Below are 20,672 nucleotides of genomic sequence, written 5' to 3'. Positions count from 1 at the left end.
GGGGCAACACGGCGCCTTTGTCGTGAACGGGGCAATCTGCGTTGATTGCCGGATACTCAAGCTGTAGCAAGGGCCGCGCCAGAATGGCCGGAGCCTTGCGTTACGGGGCTCAGGCACTTGGCGGCGCCGGGCAGCCTGCACCGCAATGGGCCCGCTTGCACCATCGGATGGCACTGCCACCCGGCGAGGCTTTATCATTGGCGCACATTCCGAGAGACGAAATACCTTCCCCCATGAGCCAAGTGGTCCTCAAAAACGCCGAACAGCTGGCCCTGATGCGCAATGCCGGGCAATTGTTAAGCCAGGTGTTCGCCCACCTCGACAGCTTCATCGCCCCCGGGGTCAGCACCCTGCAGATCAACGACCGGGCCGAGGCCTTTATCGTCGATGTGCTCAAGGCGCGCCCGGCGAGCAAGGGCCAGTACGGCTTCGCCTATTCGCTGAACACCTCGGTCGACCATGTGGTGTGCCACGGCGTGCCGCATGCCGACGAGGTGCTCAAGGCCGGCTCCATCGTCAATGTCGACATCACCCTTGAGCAAGGCGGCTACATTGCCGACTCGTCGAAGATGTATTGCCTGGGGCAGATCGATGCCGCCGCCCGGCACCTGGTCGACACCACCTATGCCGCGCTCTGGCAGGGCATCCGCCAGGTACGCCCGGGAGCCACCCTGGGCGATATCGGCTACGCCATCCAGCGCCATGCCGAAGCGGCTGGCTACAACGTGGTGCGCGAGTACTGCGGCCATGGCATTGGTCGGCAGATGCACGAGGCGCCCGAGGTGCTGCACTACGGCCACAAGGGCAGCGGCCTGCAGCTCAAGCCAGGCATGGTGTTTACCATCGAACCGATGATCAACCAAGGCGGGCGCGGGGTGCGCACCCTCAAGGATGGCTGGACGGTGATCACCCGCGACCGCAGCTTGTCGGCGCAATGGGAACACACCATCGCCGTCACCGCCGAGGGCTTTGAGGTGCTGACCCTGCGCGAGGAAGAGCGCGCCATGCTGGCCAGCGCCTAAGTCGGCGAATCCGGTTTGCCGCGCACCGCGCGGCTCTCTACAATCCGCGCCATTACGGCCGGCACCCGCACATTCCCCTACCGGCCCCGGAGCTTTTTCATGGAAGAAATCGAGCAGCACTGGCTGTACGCCCTTTCCGCCCCCATGGCCGCCCTCAACGGCGCCAGCTACACCGCCGCGACCTACTTCGAGACCTACGACGAAGACGAGACCGACCTTAAAAAGTGGTGGGGCATCAACAATCGCCAGGAGTTGCTGAACATGCTCAGCATGGCCGACACCGGCCACGCCCTGGAGCTCAAGGACGCCTACTGGCAAGCCGCGCGCTGCCTGCCCAGCGAATGGCCGCAGGTGCTTGAAGCGCTGACACCGCGCAAGCGCATCCAGTACGAGTTCGCCCGGCGCACCCTGGCCGACTGCGGCCAGGGCGGCGTGCGCGCCTGGGACCTGGGGCGCATGGGTTACCTGCTGCGGGCAGGGTTGCGCAAGGGCTACCTCAGCATCGCTGAAAGCCACTGGCTGCAAGGCCGCCTGGCCCTGCGTGCACGGCACTACTACAACAGCTGGGACCGCTACCTGGCCGGCTACCTGTTTGGCAAGGCGCTGTGGAACTGCTCCAGCGCCAGCGACGAAGAACTGGCGCAGTGCCTGGAGCGCCAGGGCAGCGAACACTGGAACCGCTGCATCATGATGAACCTGAGCCAGGACGCCCTGGGCTTTTTCGCCAGCATCCCCTGGGAGCTGCCGCTGAACCTGCCGGAACGCCCCGACACCCTGCAAGGAGGCTGGTCATGAGCTGCTGGATTCGCCTGGGCATCGAGCCGACCAACGACCCCGATGTCATCCGCGGCGCTTACCGCGCGCTGTTGCCGCAGCACCACCCGGAAACCGACCCGCAGGGTTTCCAGGCCCTGCGCGAGGCTTACGAGCACGCCCTGCGCCTGGCCCGCGACGAGCAGGATGAGGCCCCTGAGCACGACGAGCCGGTGCTGGTGCGCAATGCACTGATCGAACAGACCATGAGCGACTTTTCCAAGCTGCTCGGCGACCCGACCCGCCGCTTCGACCCGCCAGCCTGGCAGGCCTTCATCGATGGTTTCGCCAGCCTGACCCTGGATGACCAGGAACAGGTCAGCTGGCACTTGCTGTACAAGCTGATGGAGACCGGCCCGTTGTCGCACGCCTGCGTGCAACTGATGGCCAGGCACCTGGGTTGGGAAAACGAGGTACTGCGCCTGGAAGATCCGCGCCAGGCTGATGAATTTCTTGAACGCATCAGCGAGCCGGACCCGTTTGACACCGGCGTGATGAAGCACTGGTCGATAGAAGCGCAAATAGAAACCCTGTGGTTCGCCAGGAACCTGGATTTCCTCTACCACACCCGGCCGCTGTTCGAGTTCGAGAGCTTCGTCACCCTGCACACCTGCCTGCCGTTCCCGGATGACCCGGCCTTTATCCAGCGCCTGATGGTCAAGCTGTGCCAGGCCGGCATCGGCAGTACCAGCTTCTTTGCCATGATCGCCGAGCAGCAACGCCAGGCACCGGACGATATCGACCTGCTGTACCTGCTCGCCTGCCAGGCCAGCGACACCGGCCAGGAAGAACTCGCCCGCCAGTGCTGGACCCGCCTGTGGTGCGAGCACCAGCACCCGGAAGCGGGACGCTGGCTGCTCAACCTGTGCGCCCAGCACCAACCGCAGCGCCTGCCGCTGTTGATCCAGGCCCTTGATCGCCTGGAGCCGGTGTACCAATGGCCACAAGACTTGAACGATCTGGCGCAGATCTGGGGCAGCCCGTCGCAGCGCCCGGAAACCCTGACACGCTGGTTCGAAGCCGCACGTGACGAGCACGAAGGCATCGCCGGGATTTTCGTCAAATGGCGCCTGGACGGCAAAGACGAACTGCCGCTGCTGGCCTGGCTGCTCGACGACCAGCCGGATCGCCAGCTGCAGCGCCTGTACCGCCACGCCTGGGCGCTGCACCGTGGTGACAGCGGCCTGCTGCGGCAGATCATGGCCGAGCCGCTGGGCGACGACCCGCTGGATCAACTGATCATCGAAGGCTTCAAGTACCAGGCCGAGCAACAGTTGCGCTGGCTCGAGCAGTCACCGCTGGCCCTGGCCCTGACCGCCTTCATCAACAGCCCTTCGCCACAGCCGCAACTGCCCGAAGTGCTCTGCGAAGGCAGCGGCCTGTCGGTAGCCCGCGACTGGCTGCGGCGGATGCGCAGCTACCCGGCCGCCACCCTGCCCAAGCTGACCGCGCTGATCAAGCCGGCCAACCTGATGCCGACGCCTTTCGGCGTGCAGCTGCTTTCGGACCTTGCCGAAGCCGGCATCGAACTGCCGCGCCCGCCTGCCGACGATGGTCTGTGGACCTGGCACCGGCAGAACCTGTTCATGCTCGCCCTGGTTGACCAGCCCCAACGCTGGCTGGCGATGGTGCCAGCGCAGTTGCTGGCCAGCCTGCCATACCCGGCCGGCCATCCGTTCGCCAGCCTGCAGCAGTTGCTGCTACGCCTGCAGGGCCAGCAAGGCAACGTCGATGGCCTGCTCGGCTGGCTGGATGACAACGACCCGCTGCAAGGCTTTATCGGCCAGCGCCTGTCGACGGTGCAGCAAGCCCTGGACAGCGCCAAGCTGCCCAGCAACCTGAAACTGTACGCCTGCCTGGAAAACGACCCGCACGCCTTCGATGATGACGTACTGGGCATGATGGTGCTGTGCGCCATTCTCTATCACGACCCGAGCCTGAACGCCGAACAGCATGGCAGCCTGCTGCGGCGCATCTCGACCCTGACCTGCCCGGATGCCTGGTTCGAACCGTTTCGCAACGGCCTGATCAAGGGCGAGCCGGTGCGCCCGCCGCGCAAGGTGCTGGAGGAAGACGAGCTGATCAACAGCACGCTGTTCTACAGCATGCTCGACAGCCTCAAGGACCTGGCGCGTTACGGCAGCGCCGGGGTGCCGCGGGCCAAGGTGCTCAAGGAATTGCAGCGCGGCAAGGATTACCCGGGCATGGACGCCGGCATTCGCGCAGCCCTGACTGCCTTGTTGTCGTGGTCCGAGCGCCTGCTGCTGGCCAATTCCGGCAGCCAACCGGTACCGGCCTCGCACGTGTGGAAAATCGGTAGCCGCCTGGGCCGCAAGGGTTACGGCGTGCAGGTAGTCGCCAGCATCCTTCTCGGGCCGATCCTGACCCTGATGGCCAGCAGTGCAGTCGAGCAGATCTTCTTCGGCCTGCTGTTCGTCGGCCTGCTCGGCAGCGCCACCCTGCGCCGCCTGCACGACATTGGCCGGGGCATCCCGATGATGATCATCTTCGTGATGCTGATCCCGTTCCTGCACTTCTTGCCGCTGGTGCTGCTGCTCCTGCCGGGCGAACCGCTGCCCAACCGCTACGGCGTGCCGCCCGTCAATCAGCCGCAGGACAACCTGCAGGGTGGCCTGCAAGCCGCCCTGCGACGGCTCAACGGTCAGTAACGCATGTCGTCCAGCGCCTCGATGAGGCGCTGGCGAGCGCCGGCGATCTCGGTCGACTCCTGGCCGGCCAGGATCGCGCTGAACTCATTGAGCCAGTCGCCGATCGCATCGCGTTCAGCCCCCAGGCTCTGCGCCCAGGCCCGCTCCAGGCGTGCCAGCAAGGTGCGGTTGGGCAAGGCATCGCGCGGGTGGATCTTCAGCCCGGCAAGGCGTTCATGGCTGGCTTGGCGCGCGTCTTCATCCAGCCCGGTGGGGCTGCGATCGATCACGTGACTGAACTGCTCGCGAGTCTGCGGCAAGGTCACATCGACTTCCAACAGGCCGTTGATGTCATAGCTGAAGCGCACGTCCAGGCGCTGGATCTTGCCGTTCGGGGTCAGCGGGATCTTGAAAGAATCGACAAAGATGTTGTCTTCGACCCAGGGCCGCTCGCCTTGATAGACGCGGATGCTGATGGCTGTCTGTTCAATATGAGTGCTGTAGAACGGCTTGATCCGTGACGTAGGGATCACGGTATTGCGGTCGATGATCGGCGCAAAGATCTCGGTCTGGTATTCGCCATCCATCGCGGCGATACCCAGTGTATAGGGGCAGACGTCGGTGAGGATCAGCTCTTCGATCGCCGAGTCGCGCGCCTTGCACGCCGCCTGGGTGGCGGCACCGAGGGCAACGATGGTATCCGGGTCGAGGTGACGGTAAGGCAGGCGGCCGAACAGGGTCGAGACCATCTGCTGGATTACCGGCATGCGCGTGGCACCGCCGACCAGCACCAGGCTGTCGAGGTCGCTGGCGCGCAGGCGTGCATCGCGCAGGGCCTGCTCGATCGGTGCACGAATCCGCGCCAGCAGCGGCGCCCAGATCTTCTGCGCACGGGCTTCATCGAGCGACCAGTGACGGCTGACGCCGTCACCGTTCCAGCTCAAGTGCTGCTCGCCCTCGCCCAGCTTGCACTTGAGCTGCTCGATGGCATCGGCAAGGCTGGCCAGGGCCTGGGGCGCAAGCGTCGCCGGCTTGAGTTGCCAGTGCTGCAGGCAGGCCTGCAGCAAGGCGCCGGTAAAATCTTCGCCGCCGAGGAAGTTGTCGCCGGTCGAGGCATGCACCTCGATCAGCGGCAGCGCGTATTCCAGTACAGTCACGTCGAAGGTGCCGCCACCGAGATCGAAGATCAATGTGCGTTCGAATTTCTGCTCGTGCAGGCCGTAGGCCATGGCTGCGGCGGTCGGTTCGTTGATCAGGCGCTGGACTTTCAGACCGGCAAGCTCGGCGGCAAAGCTGGTGCGCTTGCGCTGCTCGTCGCTGAAATAGGCCGGCACGGAAATCACCGCTTCGCTGATCGGGCAACCGAGAAACGCTTCGGCATCGGCCTTGAGTGCACCGAGCACCAGCGCCGACAGTTCTTCGGGGCTGAATACCTGGTCACCGAGGGTGATCTTTTTTTCGCTGCCCATGAAGCGCTTGAAGGCGGCGGCGGTGCGTTGCGGATGGGTAGTCAGGCGTGAGCGTGCGGCCTTGCCGACCAGGATGCTGCCGTCTTCGTCGAGGCTGACCACCGAAGGCGTGAGCACGTCGCCAAGGGCGTTGGGGATCAGTTGTGCCCGGCCATCCTGCCAGACCGCCACCAGGCTGTTGGTGGTGCCCAGGTCGATACCCAGCATTGGCGCCGGGGAAGTGCTTGCATCCTGCATGTTCGTTCTCTTGCTCAGAAGTGGTGCTGGCACGGAGCAAAACAGTAGCGTCCCAGCGTACTGGTGGATTCTGGACGAATTCCAGAAACAAAAAAAGCGACCCTAAGGTCGCTTTCTTTGTTGCTTCCGGGTGTTCAGTGGGCCCTGGAAGCTAAATATGGCGCAGCGGACGGGACTCGAACCCGCGACCCCCGGCGTGACAGGCCGGTATTCTAACCGACTGAACTACCGCTGCGCGATACACTGAGAAGTGGTGGGTGATGACGGGATCGAACCGCCGACCCTCTGCTTGTAAGGCAGATGCTCTCCCAGCTGAGCTAATCACCCTTCGTCTCGGTGTGGCGCGCATTCTACGGAGCACCGAACACTCTGGCAAGCACTTTTTTAAAAAAATTTTTGAGGCGTTCCAAAGACTTAGCGGTGCTTGGCCTGAAGTGCCCGCTCGGAGTTTAATGCCCTCCTTATGTGTTGAGGAGAGATTCACCCCATGTGGTTCAAAAACCTGCTGACCTACCGCCTGACCCAGGACATTTCGTTCGACCCCGAGGCACTGGAAACCGCTCTGGCCAGCAAGCCGGCTCGCCCATGCGCCAGCCAGGAGTTGACCACTTACGGCTTCGTCGCCCCGTTCGGCAAAGGTGAAGACGCACCGCTGGTGCATGTCAGCGGCGACTTCCTGCTGATTGCCGCGCGTAAAGAAGAGCGCATCCTGCCGGGCAGCGTCGTGCGCGATGCGGTTAAAGAGAAGATCGACGAGATCGAAGCCGAGCAGATGCGCAAGGTCTATAAGAAGGAGCGCGACCAGATCAAGGACGAGATCATCCAGGCCTTCCTGCCGCGCGCCTTTATTCGCCGCTCGATGATCTTCGCCGCCATCGCCCCCAAGCAAGGCCTGATCCTGGTCAACTCGGCCAGCGCCAAGCGTGCCGAAGACCTGCTGTCGACCCTGCGTGAAGTCATCGGCTCGCTGCCGGTGCGCCCGGTGACTGTGAAGATCGCCCCGAGCGCGACCATGACCGACTGGGTCAAGACCCAGCAGGCCGCGCCTGACTTCTATGTACTGGATGAGTGCGAGCTGCGCGACACCCACGAAGACGGCGGCATCGTCCGTTGCAAGCGCCAGGACCTGACCAGCGACGAGATCCAGCTGCACCTGGGCACCGGCAAGGTGGTCACGCAACTGTCGCTGGCCTGGCAGGACAAACTGTCGTTCGTGCTCGACGACAAGATGGTCATCAAGCGCCTGCGCTTTGAAGAGCTGCTGCAGGACCAGGCCGAAGAAGACGGCGGCGACGAGGCCCTGGGCCAGCTCGATGCCAGCTTCACCCTGATGATGCTGACCTTTGGCGAGTTCCTGCCGGCGCTGTTCGAGGCGTTGGGAGGAGAAGAAATCCCGCAGGGGATCTGAGTATTGTAGCGACCTTGCCGGCCTCATCGCCGGCAAAGCCGGCTCCCACAATGGATCTGTGTACGCCGAACCTGTGGGAGCTGGCTTTGCCAGCGATCGAGCGCGCAGCGGTCGTGATAAGAAGGACCTGCGCCATGCGTACCCTCGCTGCCCTCAGCCGCTTCGTCGGCAATACCTTCGCCTGGTGGGTGCTGTTGTTCGCCATCCTGGCCTTCTTGCAACCGCAGTGGTTCATCGGCCTTAAAAGCGCCATCGTGCCGCTACTCGGCCTGGTCATGTTCGGCATGGGCCTGACCCTCAAACTCGATGACTTCGCCGCCGTCGCCCGCCAGCCCTGGCGCGTGGCCCTGGGCGTGGTCGCGCATTTCATGATCATGCCCGGCGTGGCCTGGCTGTTGTGCCAGTTGTTCCAGCTGCCGGCGGAAATTGCCGTGGGCGTGATCCTGGTGGGCTGCTGCCCCAGCGGCACTTCATCCAACGTCATGGCCTGGCTGGCCAAGGGCGACCTGGCCCTGGCCGTGGCGATTGCCGCCGTCACCACCCTGCTCGCCCCGCTGCTGACCCCGGCGCTGATCTGGCTGCTGGCCTCGGCCTGGCTGCCGGTGTCTTTCCTCGACATGTTCTGGTCGATCCTGCAACTGGTGATGCTGCCGATCGTGCTTGGCGTGCTGGCTCAACGCCTATTGGGCGCGCGGGTACAACTGGCGGTGCAGGTGCTACCGCTGGTGTCGGTGGTCAGCATCGTGATGATCGTCTGCGCCGTGGTGGCCGCCAGCCAGGCGAAAATCGCCGAGTCCGGCGTACTGATCATGGTGGTGGTCATGCTGCACAACGGCTTTGGCTTCATGCTTGGCTACATCACTGGCAAGCTGTTCAAACTGCCGTTGGCACAGCGCAAGTCGCTGGCGCTGGAGGTCGGCATGCAGAATTCCGGGCTGGGCGCGGCCCTGGCCAGTGCACACTTTTCGCCATTGGCGGCGGTGCCCAGCGCACTGTTCAGCGTCTGGCACAATATTTCCGGGGCGTTGCTGTCGACCTGGTTTCGGCGCATGCAAGAGCCTGAGGTGGAGCTTAAAACCCAGCCGCTCGGTTAATGCCAACACTGTGGGAGCCGGTCTTGCCGGCGATGGGCCGCAACGCGGCCCAACTTGCAGTACAAAAGCAACTTGGGCACCATGTTGCCCACTGTGAGGACGGCCTCACGACGCACCGCGTGACCATTCCGGGGACGGCCCCATCACTTGATGGAGACTCTGCATGTCCTGGATCATCCTGTTTTTCGCCGGCCTGTTCGAAGTCGGCTGGGCCGTTGGCCTGAAGTACACCGACGGCTTTTCCCGCCCCCTGCCCACCGTCCTCACCGTCGGCGCCATGGTCATCAGCCTCGGCCTGCTGGGCCTGGCCATGAAAGAACTGCCGCTGGGCACCGCCTACGCGATCTGGACCGGAGTCGGCGCAGTCGGCACGGTGATCGCCGGGATCATCCTGTTCGGCGAATCCATGGCCCTGGTGCGTCTGGTCAGTGTGGCGCTGATCATCTGCGGCCTGGTCGGGCTCAAGGTCAGCGCCAGCTGACCCAGCCCTGCCCCTTCAGCGTGAGTCGCCGCGCAGCTCGCTGACCCGCTCACGCAGCAACGCCGGTTCCGCCGCTTCCACCGGGACGGCAGAACCGGCCACCAGGGTCACCCGCGACCACAAGCGGCGGAAGAACCCCTTGGCCGGGTCGCGGCTGAAGAAACTCCCCCACAAGCCCTGCAACGCCAACGGGATCACCGGCACCGGCGTCTGCTCGATGATCCGGCTCACACCGCCCTTGAACTCGTCGATTTCACCGTCGGTGGTCAGCTTGCCTTCAGGGAAGATGCACACCAGCTCTCCATCGGCCAGGTACGCAGCGATCTGCTTGAACGCGCGCTCGTAGGTCTCGGCATCTTCGCTGCGCCCGGCAATCGGAATCGCCCCGGCGGTACGGAAGATGAAATTGAGTACCGGCAAGCGGTAGATCTTGTAGTACATGACGAAGCGGATCGGCCGACGTACCGCGCCACCGATCAGCAGCGCATCGACGAACGACACGTGGTTGCACACCAACAGTGCTGCGCCCTGATCAGGAATCTGCTGCAGGTCACGGTGCTCGACGCGGTACATGGAATGGCTGAGCAGCCAGATCATGAAACGCATGGTGAACTCGGGGACGATGCGGAAGATATAGAAATTCACCGCGATGTTGAGCAGCGACACCACCAGGAACAGCTGCGGGATGCTCAGTTCCAGGAAGCTCAGCAGCACCACGCTGAAGATCGCCGAGACCACCATGAACAGTGCATTGAGGATGTTGTTGGCGGCAATCACCCGCGAGCGCTGATCCACCGGGGTACGTGACTGGATCAGTGCATACAGCGGCACGATATAGAAGCCGCCGAACACACCCAGGCCGAGAATCGACCCCAGCACCCACCAGGCCTGGCCGATGCCCAGTACCGCCAGCCAGTCGTAAGGCGCGGCCGCCGGCAGGATCTCGCCGGAGTGCCACCACCAGAGCAGGCCGAACAGGCTCAGGCCGAAGGAGCCGAACGGCACCAGGCCGATTTCCACCTTGTGCCCGCTCATGCGCTCGCACAACAGCGAACCGACGGCGATGCCCACCGAGAACAGGGTAAGGATCAGGGTCACCACGGTCTCGTCGCCGTGCAGCCATTGCTGGGCGTAACCGGGGATTTGCGTCAGGTACACCGCGCCGATGAACCAGAACCATGAGTTGCCGACGATCGAGCGCGACACCGCGGGTGTCTGCTGAAGGCCCATGCGCAGGGTGGCCAGGGTCTGGCTGGCGATGTCCCAGTTGATTTTCAGCTCCGGTGTAGAAGCTGCGGCGCGCGGGATGCTGCGACTGGCCAGGTAGCCCAGCACGGCCACCAGCACCACCGCCGACGCAGCCCAGACGCCGTAATCGGCGCTGGACATCAACACCCCGGCACAAATGGTGCCGGCGAGGATCGCCAGGAAGGTGCCCATTTCCACCAGGCCGTTGCCGCCGACCAGCTCTTCCTCGCGCAGGGCCTGGGGCATGATCGAGTACTTCACCGGGCCGAACATGGCCGAATGGGTGCCCATGCCGAACAACGCCAGGAGCATCAGCAAGGGCATCTGGGTCATGATGCCAATGGCCCCGACCGCCATGATCGCGATCTCGGCCAGCTTGATCACGCGGATCAGCGCGTCCTTGGCATATTTCTCACCGAACTGCCCGGCCAGCGCCGAGAACAGGAAGAACGGCAGGATGAACATCAAGGCGCAGGCGTTGACCCAGATGGCAGTGTCCTGGCCGTGGGGGCTGGCGATCTTGTAGAGAAACAACAGGATGACCGACTGCTTGAACAGGTTGTCGTTGAACGCACCCAGCGACTGGGTGACGAAGAACGGCAAGAAGCGCCGTTTGCCAAGCAGGCTGAATTGTGAAGATTGACTCATCGTCCGTGTACCTGAGTGGGGCTTTGTTATTGGATACGCGCAGGCCGCACAAAGCCACAAACCCCCAGGTAAATGCAATCTACTTGTTCAGACCGGCAATGCATGGCGACACGAACAGCTCACCGTGCCAGGCGCCGCGCAGGGTCAGGGCGGTGACCAGCAGCCAGAGTGCGGCCAGCGCCACCACCAGCAGCATGCCCAGCTCATGGAAGAAGCCCAGGCCCAGCCAGGCCGCCAGTTTCAGGGTGGCCAGGGTGTACACACCGAGCGGGAAGGTAAAGCCCCACCAGCCGAGGTTGAACGGCATGCCGTGGCGGATGTAGCGCAGGGTGATCAGCACCGCCGTCAGTAACCACCACAGGCCCGCACCCCACAACACGATGCCGGCAATCAGGCCCAGGCCGCGGGCGACTTCACCCAGGTTACCAAGGCCGTTTGCAGCGAAGATCGCCGGGGCATCGGCCCCCAGCAGCAACATGCCCAGGGCGCCGGTACCGATCGGCCCCAGGGCCAGCCAGCTCGACGCGGCCATGTTGGCCTGCGGCAGTTTGTGCAGGGCCATGCGCAGCATGAGGATGGTGAGGATGCTGAACGCCACCGGCAACGACACCGCCCACAGCACATAGCTGGTGATCAGCACCTGAAATTGCGCGTGCGCATCCACCAGGTGCGGCGCCAGCAGGCCGCCGCTGGCAGCGGCGACTTCCGCGGCCACTACCGGCAGCAGCCACACGGCGGTCATCTGGTCGATGCTGTGTTCCTGGCGGGTGAACATCAGGTAGGGAATGGCCACGCCGCACAGCAGTGCCAGGCCGACGTCGAACCACCACAGCGCCTCGACCCAGGGCAGGATGCCCTCGCCCCAGCGATTGATGCCGAACACCAGGCAACCGTTGAGGATGGTCGCCAGGCCCATGGGGATGGTGCCGAAGAACATCGATACGGTGGAATGGGCGAAGATCCGCCGCGCTTCATCAAAGAACAGCACCCAGCGCGCGGTGTACAGCAGGGTAAACAGCACGAACAGGCCGATGGTCAGCAACCACAGGGATTCGGCCAAGGCGTGCAGGCCGGGTACATCGACCTGCGCCAGGGCCAGGGCGAGCACGCCGGTGCCCATGGTCGCGGCGAACCAGTTGGGGGTGAACTGACGGATCACTTCACGCGGATGCGCCAGCTGGCTCAGCGGGCGTAACGGCGAGGTGCGGGTTTGGCTGCAAGGCATGATGAATTCTCCTGTCCTCCGGTGAGGTTGAGTTCATCTTATGCTGGGAAAATATATCTATATAACGGGTAATTTCTCTATCTGTTATCGGTTTTACCAATATACAAATTGCCTTGCACAAGGCGTATGCTCAGCGCCGATAACAACAAGGACGTCGTTAATGCTCACCGCCATCAAACGCTATGCACCGCAAGTTCGTCTGCTGCTGGCGACCACCTTCACCCTGACCCTGGCCCGGGCGATCACCCTGCCCTACCTGGTGGTCTACCTTGCACAGAACTTCGCCCTGGACATCAGCGGCATCGGCCTGATGATCGGCGGCGCGCTGATCGTCGCCTCCTTGCTGAGCCTGTATGGCGGCTACCTGATCGATACCCTGCGCAGCTACACGGTGATCATCGCCGCGACCCTGACCTTTACCCTGGCCTTCATTGGCGCGGTGGTCAGCCGCGAGCTGAGCCTGTTCTTCATCTGCCTGGTGCTGATCAACCTGGCCCTGGCGGTGGTGGACATCGCCGCCAAGGCCGGCTTTTGCGCGCTGCTGCCGCTGGAGGAGCGCAGCGAAGTGTTCTCGATCAAGTACACCCTGAGCAACGTCGCCTACGCGGTCGGGCCCTTCGTCGGCGTGGCGCTGGTGCTGCTGGATGATCACCTGCCGTTTTTGCTCTCGGCGCTGCTCGGCCTGGCCATGTGCCTGAGCTACCGGCGCTGGGGCGAGCGCGCGGCGCGGGCGCGGGTCGAAGGCAGCGAACAGGCCGGGTTTCTCAGTGTTGGCGTGCAACTGGTGAAAGACCGCCGGCTGATCTGCTTCACCCTCGGCGGTGCCCTCAGTGCGGTAGTGTTCGGCCAGTTCACCGCCTACCTGTCGCAGTACCTGGTGGTGACCAGCAGCGCCAGCGAAGCGGCGCGCTACATCAGCTACCTGGTGGCGACCAACGCGGTGACGGTGATTGCCTTGCAGTATGTGATTGGCCGGCGCATCAGCAGCCGCCAGCTGATGCCCTGGCTGATCGCCGGCATGACGCTGTTCCTGGTCGGCCTGCTGGGATTCTCGCTGGCCCAGTCGCTGCTGGTCTGGTGCCTGGCGATGCTGGTGTTCACCCTCGGCGAGATCATCGTCATCCCTGCCGAGTACATGTTCATCGACAGCATCGCCCCGGAGCATCTGCGCGGGGTGTATTACGGCGCGCAGAACCTGTCCAACCTCGGCGCGGCGCTGGGCCCGGTGATCTGCGGCTTTGCCCTGGCGCACCTGGTGCCGGTGGCGACCTTTTACCTGTTGATCGGTTCGGTGCTGCTGGCAGCGCTGTTTTATTACCTGGGGGCTCGGCGCTGAGGGGATTGCGACCGCTACGCGCTCGATCGCTGGCAAGGCCAGCTCCCACAGGGTCCGGTACAAGCAGATCTATTGTGGGAGCCGGCGTTGCCGGCGATGACGCCAGTACCGTCAGCCGCGGGACAAAGCCCGCACCGGCAAGCTCAGAATCGCTGCCACGGCACACAGTATGATCACCCCCAACGCATAAACCTCCCCGGTCGGCACCAGGCCGAAGCTGCGCACCATCCACCCGGCCAGCATGGCCGGCACACAGAAGGCCAGGTAGCTCAGCACATAGAATGTCGCCATCAGCCCGGCGCGCTCGTGGGCCTCGGCCAGCGGCATGATGCTGCGTAGCGCGCCCAGGAAGCTCGCGCCAAAGCCGACGCCGGTGACCACCGTGGCCATGAAAAACAGCCCCAGTTCACCGCGATGCAACGCCAGCAGGATCAACAGCATCCCAGCCGGCAACACTCCAGTGCCCAGGCGCAGGATCTGCCCGGCCGGGCGCAGTCGCAGGTGGTAGATCGCCACGGCGCCGGTCACCGTCAACGCCGCCACCAGCCCGCCGCCCACCAGGTTGGAGGTCGCCCCGGTCGCCTCGCGCGCCAGTGACGGCGCCAGCGACAGGAAGAACCCGCCCAATGCCCAACCGGCAACGTTCACCGGCAACATCCGCCACACCGCTGCTCGCGCCTGGGGCGGTACATGCAGGGCCGGGCGCAACGATGCCAGGACGCCGGGCTGGCGGCTGACGCTCTCGGGCAGATGCCACACCAGCAACGCCTGCGCCACAAACAGGCCGAGCAACAGCCCGTACGCCAGGCGCAACGGCCATGGGGCAAACTCCACCAGCAAACCAGTACCCAGCGCACCGCTGGCCATGCCGAGCAAGGGGGTCAGGCTGTTGACCAGCGGCCCCTGTTCCCGGTCGATATCCAGCAACGCGGCCCCCAGCACACTGGTGGCCATACCGGTGGCAAAGCCTTGCAGGATCCGCGCCGCGATCAACCCACTGACACTGTCGGCCTGCAGGAACAACAGCATGGCGACGCTTTCCAGTACCAGCGCGGTAAAGATCAACGGCCGCCGCCCCAGGTAGTCCGACAGCGAACCGACCGTCAACAGCGCCGCCAACAGGCTCACGGCATACACGGCGAAGATCAGCGTCAGGGTCACCGCCGAGAACTGCCACGCTTGCTGGTACAGGTGATACAAGGGCGTGGGGGTGCTCGACGCCGCGAGAAAACCAAGCAGAGCAGTGGCCAGAAACACCAGACGAAAACGCCGCGAGGCCGGGGCTTTGAACAACATGAACATGGTCAGCACTCCGCTAAAGCAATTATTTAGCTTTTGCGCAGTCTGCTCGCCTTCATTCCTTAACGCAAACCCTTTGTGTTAAGGTCGACCGATGGCGATTAAAGAAGGTATCCGCACGGGTGGGCGCAGCGCCCGTGTTCAGGCATCGGTACATGCGGCGGTACGCGAGCTGCTCAAAGAGCAGGACCGCGCGAGCCTGACCGTGCCGCAAATTGCTGCCCGCGCCGGCGTCACCCCGTCGACCATCTACCGGCGCTGGGGCGAACTGGCGGCCTTGTTGGCCGATGTCGCCGTCGAGCGTGTGCTGCCCGACGTGGCGCCGCTGGACACCGGCGAGCTACGCGCCGACCTGCGCGCCTGGACCGAGCAATACCTCGACGAAATCACCTCCGAGCCAGGCCGCAACCTGATGCGCGACGTGCTCAGCAGCGCCTGCCCGGGTTACTGCACCAACATCCTGCGCGGGCAGTTGCAGGTCATTCTCGATCGTGCCCAGGCGCGCGGCGAGGCCTTGCCAGACATCGAGCACCTGCTCGATTTGATCGTCGCGCCGACCGTCTACCGTACCTTGTTCGCCGAAGCCCCGCCGACCCTGGAACAGCTCTACCGCCTGCTTGACCTGGCCTTGCCCGGTTAAGGCCTGCGACGCTCTGCCACTGCGACCATCGTCGGCGCTGACGAAGCCTCGGCGGCGTGCCAGACTGATTGATCGAGGTTCGCTGTCAGGCTGAATCACCCTTTTGCTTCGGAGTTGTCATGTCGCTGTCCAGTGGGCTGATCGCCGTGGTCGCCCTGGCCTATATGGCCATCATGTTCGCCATCGCCTTCTACGGCGACCGCCGCAGCACACCGTTGCCGCCGCGCCTGCGTGCCTGGGTGTACAGCCTGTCGCTGGCGGTGTACTGCACCAGCTGGACCTTCTTCGGTGCCGTCGGCCAGGCCGCCGAACAACTCTGGGCGTTCCTGCCGATCTATCTCGGCCCCGTGCTGTTGCTGCTGTTCGCCCCCTGGGTGCTGCAGAAGATGGTGCTGATCAGCAAACAGGAAAACATCACCTCGATCGCCGACTTCATCGCCGCCCGCTATGGCAAGTCGCAGAGCCTGGCGGTGGTGGTGGCGCTGATCTGCCTGATCGGCGTGCTGCCGTATATCGCCCTGCAGCTCAAGGGCATCGTGCTCGGCGTCAACCTGCTGATTGGTGCCGGCGCCGACGCCACCGGCAGCCGCGTGCAGGACACCGCGCTGGTGGTGTCGCTGGTGCTGGCGCTGTTCTCGATCGTCTTCGGTACCCGCAGCCTGGACGTCACCGAACACCACCGCGGCATGGTCCTGGCCATTGCCTTCGAATCCCTGGTCAAGCTGCTGGCATTCCTTGCCGTCGGCGCCTTTGTCACCTTCGGCCTGTTCGATGGCTTCGACGACCTGTTCAGCAAGGCGCAACTGGCACCGCGCCTGGAAGGTTTCTGGAGCGAGACCATCAACTGGCCGTCGATGATCGTGCAGACCGGCGTGGCGATGATGGCGATCATCTGCCTGCCGCGACAGTTCCACGTCACCGTGGTAGAGAACATCGAACCCCAGGACCTGCGCCTGGCGCGCTGGGTGTTCCCGATGTACCTGATCCTCGCCGCGCTGTTCGTGGTGCCGATCGCCCTGGCCGGGCAGATGCTGCTGCCTGACTCGGTGCTGCCCGACTCCTTCGTCATCAGCCTGCCGCTGGCCGAGGCCCATCCGGCGCTGGCGCTGCTGGCCTTTATCGGCGGCGCCTCGGCGGCCACCGGCATGGTCATCGTCGAGGCCGTGGCGCTGTCGACCATGGTCTCCAACGACATGCTGCTGCCCTGGCTGCTACGGCGCAACAACGCCGAGCGGCCGTTCGAAGCCTTCCGCCACTGGATGCTCTCGGTGCGCCGGGTGACTATTGTCGTCATCCTCCTGCTGGCCTATGTCAGTTACCGCCTGCTTGGCTCCACCGCGAGCCTGGCGACCATCGGCCAGGTGGCCTTTGCCGCCGTGACCCAACTGACCCCGGCCATGCTTGGCGCCCTGTACTGGAAGCAGGCCAACCGCCGCGGTGTGTTCGCCGGCCTGGCCGCCGGGGTGTTCCTGTGGTTCTACACCCTGGTGCTGCCGATTGCCGCCCATAGCCTGGGCTGGTCGCTGGAGCTGTTCCCGGGCCTGGCCTGGCTGCACGGCAACCCGCTGAACCTGCCGATCACCCCGCTGACCCAGGGCGTGGTGCTGTCGCTGGCGGGCAACTTCACCCTGTTCGCCTGGGTGTCGATCCTTTCCCGCACCCGGGTGTCAGAGCACTGGCAGGCCGGGCGCTTTATCGGCCAGCAGACCAGCGCACGGCCGAGCAGCCGTTCGCTGCTGGCGGTGCAGATCGACGACCTGCTGCACCTGGCCGCACGTTTTGTCGGCGAAGAGCGCGCACGACAAAGCTTCATCCGTTTCGCCTACCGCCAGGGCAAGGGCTTCAACCCCAACCAGAACGCCGACGGTGACTGGATCGAGCACACCGAGCGCCTGCTCGCCGGCGTGCTCGGTACCTCCTCCACTCGCGCCGTGGTCAAGGCCGCCATCGAAGGCCGCGACATGCAGCTGGAAGACGTGGTGCGCATCGCCGACGAAGCCTCGGAGGTACTGCAGTTCAACCGCGCCTTGCTGCAAGGGGCGATCGAGAACATCAGCCAGGGCATCAGCGTAGTCGACCAGTCGCTGCGCCTGGTGGCCTGGAACCGCCGCTACCTGGAGCTGTTCAACTACCCCGACGGGCTGATCAGCGTCGGCCGGCCGATTGCCGACATCATCCGCTACAACGCCGAACGCGGCCTGTGTGGCCCGGGCGAGGCCCAGGTGCACGTGGCAAGGCGCCTGCACTGGATGCGCCAGGGCCGTGCACACACCTCCGAGCGCTTGTTTCCCAATGGCCGGGTAATCGAGTTGATCGGCAACCCGATGCCCGGCGGCGGCTTTGTCATGAGCTTTACCGACATTACTCCGTTCCGCGAAGCCGAACAGGCTCTCAAGGGTGCCAACGAAAGCCTGGAGCAACGGGTCGCCGAACGTACCCATGAACTCTCGCAACTGAACCAGGCGCTGACCGAAGCCAAGAGCCATGCCGAAGCGGCCAACCAGTCCAAGACCCGCTTCCTTGCCGCCGTCAGCCACGACCTGATGCAACCGCTGAACGCCGCGCGGTTGTTCTCGGCGGCGCTGTCGCATCAAGGTGACGGCCTGTCGGCCGACGCCCAGCAACTGGTCCAGCACATGGACAGCTCGCTGCGCTCGGCCGAAGAACTGATCAGCGACCTGCTGGACATTTCGCGCCTGGAAAACGGCAAGATCACCCCGGACGTCAAGCCTTTCGCCCTCAACGAGCTGTTCGACACCCTCGGCGCCGAATTCAAGGTGCTGGCCCAGCAGCAAGGCCTGGATTTCCGCCTGCGCGGCAGCCGCCTGCGGGTGCAGAGCGACATGAAGCTGCTGCGGCGCATTTTGCAGAACTTCCTCACTAACGCCTTCCGCTATGGCAAGAGCCCGATCCTGCTGGGTGTGCGCCGCCAGCATGACCGCTTGTGGCTGGAGGTCTGGGACCGTGGCAGCGGCATCGCCGATGACAAGCTGCAGGTGATTTTCGAGGAATTCAAACGCCTGGACAGCCACCAGACCCGCGCCGAAAAAGGCCTGGGCCTGGGCCTGGCGATTGCCGATGGCCTGTGCAAGGTGCTCGGGCATCCGCTTGAAGTGAAATCCTGGCCGGGCAAGGGCAGCGTGTTCCGCGTCAGCGTGCCGCTGGCCACGGCGCCGGCGGTACCGGTGGTCAGCCCCGCCGAACAGGCCGGGCAGCCATTAGCGGGCATGCAGGTGCTATGTGTCGACAATGAAGACAGCATTCTCATCGGCATGAACAGCCTGCTCAGCCGCTGGGGCTGCCAGGTGTCGACCGCGCGCAACCGCGCAGAATGCGATGCCTTGCTGGAAAACGGCCTGCGCCCGCACCTGGCGCTGGTCGACTATCACCTGGACGATGGCGAGGTCGGCACCGAGCTGATGGCCTGGCTACGCACCCGCCTCGGCGAGCCGGTACCCGGCGTGGTAATCAGCGCCGACGGGCGCAGCGAGATGGTTGCCCAGGTACATGCCGCCGGCCTCGACTACCTGGCCAAGCCGGTCAAGCCGGCGGCCCTGCGCGCCCTGCTCAATCGGCATCTGAGCCTGGTCCAGTAAGGGCACTGGCGGCCAGCGGGTCGCCTTCGCTCATGGCCCGCTCGAGCAAGTCGGCAGGCAGGCTCTTGCTGGCCCGGGCGCCGAGCAGCTTGAGCTGTTCGCTGCGGCTGATCAGGTTGCCACGGCCTTCGCAGAGTTTGTTGCGCGCCGCGCTGTAGGCTTTGTCGACCTGTTGCAAGCGGTTGCCCAGCTCGTCCAGGTCCTGGATGAACAGCACGAACTTGTCGTACAGCCAGCCGGCGCGCTCGGCGATTTCCCGGGCGTTCTGGCTCTGGCGCTCCTGCTTCCACAAGCTGTCGATGACCCGCAAGGTGGCCAGCAAGGTCGTTGGGCTGACGATCACGATCTGGCGGTCGAAGGCTTCCTGGAACAGGTTCGGTTCGGCCTGCAAGGCCGCCGAAAACGCCGCCTCGATGGGCACGAAGAGCAGGACGAAATCCAGGCTGTGCAGGCCTTCGAGGCGGTTGTAGTCCTTGCCGGACAGGCCTTTGACGTGGTTGCGCAGCGACAGCACGTGCTGCTTGAGCGCGGCCTGGGCGATCTCGCTGTCGTCGGCGGCAACGTACTGCTGATAGGCGGTCAGGCTGACCTTGGAGTCGACCACCACCTGCTTGTCGCCCGGCAGCATGATCAGCACGTCGGGCTGGAAGCGCTCGCCATCGGCACTCTTGAGGCTGACCTGGGTCTGGTACTCGCGGCCCTTCTCCAGCCCCGCGTGTTCCAGCACCCGCTCCAGAATCAGTTCGCCCCAGTTGCCCTGGGTCTTCTGACCCTTGAGCGCCTGGGTCAGGTTGGTGGCTTCATCGCTCAGGCGCAGGTTGAGCTGCTGCAGGCGTTCCAACTCCTTGGCCAGCGAGAAGCGCTCGCGGGCTTCCTGCTGGTAGCTGTCTTCGACGCGTTTTTCGAAGGCCTGGATGCGCTCCTTGAGCGGATCGAGCAATTGCCCCAGATGTTGGTGGCTGGTCTGGGCAAAGCGCTGCTCGCGCTCATCGAATATCTTGGTGGCCATTTCGGCGAATTGCGCCCGCAGCTCGTCACGCGAGCCCTGCAGGTCGTCGAGGCGTTGCTGATGGCTTTCCTGTTGTTCGCGCAGCTCGGCGCTCAGGGCTGCGCTCTGGGCGTCCAGACGGCGCAATTCGGCTTCACGGGCCGAACGCTCCAGCTGCCAGGCGTGGGCGGCATCCCGAGCGTTATCACGGTCGATCTGCAACAGCTCAAGCTCACGGGCCTGAGCGGCCAAAGTGGCCTGCTTGGCGGCGTTGGCCTGGCTCAAGTCGCTGATTTCGTCACGGCTGGCATCCAGCTGGGCGAGCAGGCCTTCCTGGGCCAATTGCACGCTGCTCAGGCGCTCTTCGAGCAAAGCCGCTTGCGCCTGGCGCGTACTCAGGCGCCGCTGCACCTGCAGCACCAGCGCCAGACACGGCACAGCCGCCACCACGATACCCAGCAGAATGCTGGTCAGATCCACTGCCATAGCCACCCCGAACTCCCTCGGCCAACAATCAACG

Annotated in this window: 14 protein-coding genes and 2 tRNA genes; 9 read left to right on the top strand and 7 right to left on the bottom strand. The window is 64.3% G+C overall.

The features are described 5' to 3' along the window. The first annotated feature begins 233 nt into the window (after positions 1-233). The 3 genes from map to CCOS864_RS07625 all read left to right on the top strand — a co-directional run bounded on the left by map (position 234) and on the right by CCOS864_RS07625 (position 4,504). Complete coding sequence (gene map, locus CCOS864_RS07635; protein WP_115085772.1) at positions 234-1,022, top strand: type I methionyl aminopeptidase; 789 nt, start codon at positions 234-236, stop codon at positions 1,020-1,022. Positions 1,023-1,121: 99 nt separating this feature from the next. Beyond that, positions 1,122-1,817 carry a DUF1266 domain-containing protein gene (locus tag CCOS864_RS07630; protein ID WP_115085771.1) on the top strand — a complete coding sequence of 232 codons (696 nt, stop codon included), beginning with the start codon at positions 1,122-1,124 and terminating at the stop codon, positions 1,815-1,817. Beyond that, entirely contained in the window at positions 1,814-4,504 is a 2,691-nt protein-coding gene (locus tag CCOS864_RS07625) for a DUF805 domain-containing protein (RefSeq protein ID WP_115085770.1), read from the top strand. The genes CCOS864_RS07630 and CCOS864_RS07625 overlap by 4 nt, the downstream gene beginning before the upstream one ends. Here CCOS864_RS07625 and CCOS864_RS07620 read toward each other — a convergent pair. From CCOS864_RS07620 to CCOS864_RS07610, 3 genes are all read right to left on the bottom strand, one after another. Continuing rightward, positions 4,498-6,189 (bottom strand): molecular chaperone HscC, encoded by a 1,692-nt coding sequence (locus tag CCOS864_RS07620; RefSeq protein WP_115085769.1) that lies wholly within the window; start codon positions 6,187-6,189, stop codon positions 4,498-4,500. The genes CCOS864_RS07625 and CCOS864_RS07620 overlap by 7 nt on opposite strands. A 158-nt stretch (positions 6,190-6,347) precedes the next feature. Beyond that, positions 6,348-6,424 (bottom strand) — tRNA-Asp (locus CCOS864_RS07615). Positions 6,425-6,440: 16 nt separating this feature from the next. Then, positions 6,441-6,516, bottom strand: a tRNA-Val gene (locus CCOS864_RS07610). A 160-nt stretch (positions 6,517-6,676) separates the two neighbouring features. On the opposite strand from CCOS864_RS07610, the gene rdgC reads away from it, so the two are divergent. The 3 genes from rdgC (at position 6,677) to sugE (ending at position 9,172) form a co-directional block, all read left to right on the top strand. Beyond that, a complete protein-coding gene (gene rdgC, locus CCOS864_RS07605; RefSeq protein WP_115085768.1) occupies positions 6,677-7,597 on the top strand; it encodes a recombination-associated protein RdgC in 921 nt (306 codons plus the stop codon). Positions 7,598-7,731: 134 nt separating this feature from the next. Beyond that, positions 7,732-8,691: a bile acid:sodium symporter family protein gene (locus CCOS864_RS07600; RefSeq protein ID WP_115085767.1), complete on the top strand. Its 960-nt coding sequence runs from the start codon at positions 7,732-7,734 to the stop codon at positions 8,689-8,691. A 163-nt stretch (positions 8,692-8,854) separates the two neighbouring features. Continuing rightward, a complete protein-coding gene (gene sugE / locus CCOS864_RS07595) occupies positions 8,855-9,172 on the top strand; it encodes a quaternary ammonium compound efflux SMR transporter SugE (protein WP_038993957.1) in 318 nt (105 codons plus the stop codon). 15 nt (positions 9,173-9,187) lie between these two features. On the opposite strand, the gene CCOS864_RS07590 is transcribed toward sugE, so the two are convergent. Beyond that, positions 9,188-11,068 (bottom strand): MFS transporter, encoded by a 1,881-nt coding sequence (locus CCOS864_RS07590; protein WP_115085766.1) that lies wholly within the window; start codon positions 11,066-11,068, stop codon positions 9,188-9,190. Between the two features lie 79 nt (positions 11,069-11,147). Then, positions 11,148-12,293 carry a TDT family transporter gene (locus CCOS864_RS07585; protein ID WP_115085765.1) on the bottom strand — a complete coding sequence of 382 codons (1,146 nt, stop codon included), beginning with the start codon at positions 12,291-12,293 and terminating at the stop codon, positions 11,148-11,150. 160 nt (positions 12,294-12,453) lie between these two features. Between CCOS864_RS07585 and CCOS864_RS07580 the strand changes: the two genes are divergently transcribed. Continuing rightward, entirely contained in the window at positions 12,454-13,629 is a 1,176-nt protein-coding gene (locus CCOS864_RS07580; RefSeq protein WP_115085764.1) for an MFS transporter, read from the top strand. 111 nt (positions 13,630-13,740) lie between these two features. Here the strand turns inward: CCOS864_RS07580 and CCOS864_RS07575 are convergent, their stop codons facing one another. Next, positions 13,741-14,931, bottom strand: coding sequence for an MFS transporter (locus tag CCOS864_RS07575; RefSeq protein WP_115085763.1), 1,191 nt, complete (start codon positions 14,929-14,931; stop codon positions 13,741-13,743). Between the two features lie 91 nt (positions 14,932-15,022). On the opposite strand from CCOS864_RS07575, the gene CCOS864_RS07570 reads away from it, so the two are divergent. Then, on the top strand, positions 15,023-15,568 hold the full coding sequence (locus tag CCOS864_RS07570; RefSeq protein ID WP_115085762.1) for a TetR/AcrR family transcriptional regulator: 546 nt from the start codon (positions 15,023-15,025) through the stop codon (positions 15,566-15,568). Positions 15,569-15,687: 119 nt separating this feature from the next. Continuing rightward, on the top strand, positions 15,688-19,164 hold the full coding sequence (locus CCOS864_RS07565) for a hybrid sensor histidine kinase/response regulator (protein ID WP_115085761.1): 3,477 nt from the start codon (positions 15,688-15,690) through the stop codon (positions 19,162-19,164). Here CCOS864_RS07565 and CCOS864_RS07560 read toward each other — a convergent pair. Then, on the bottom strand, positions 19,136-20,524 hold the full coding sequence (locus CCOS864_RS07560) for a DNA recombination protein RmuC (RefSeq protein ID WP_166675658.1): 1,389 nt from the start codon (positions 20,522-20,524) through the stop codon (positions 19,136-19,138). The genes CCOS864_RS07565 and CCOS864_RS07560 overlap by 29 nt on opposite strands. Between the last annotated feature and the right edge of the window lie 148 nt (positions 20,525-20,672).

The organism is Pseudomonas wadenswilerensis (genome assembly GCF_900497695.1).
Classification (GTDB): Bacteria; Pseudomonadota; Gammaproteobacteria; order Pseudomonadales; family Pseudomonadaceae; genus Aquipseudomonas; species Aquipseudomonas wadenswilerensis.
Note: the sequence above shows the minus strand (reverse complement) of the source record. Positions and strands in the feature narration are given on the sequence as shown.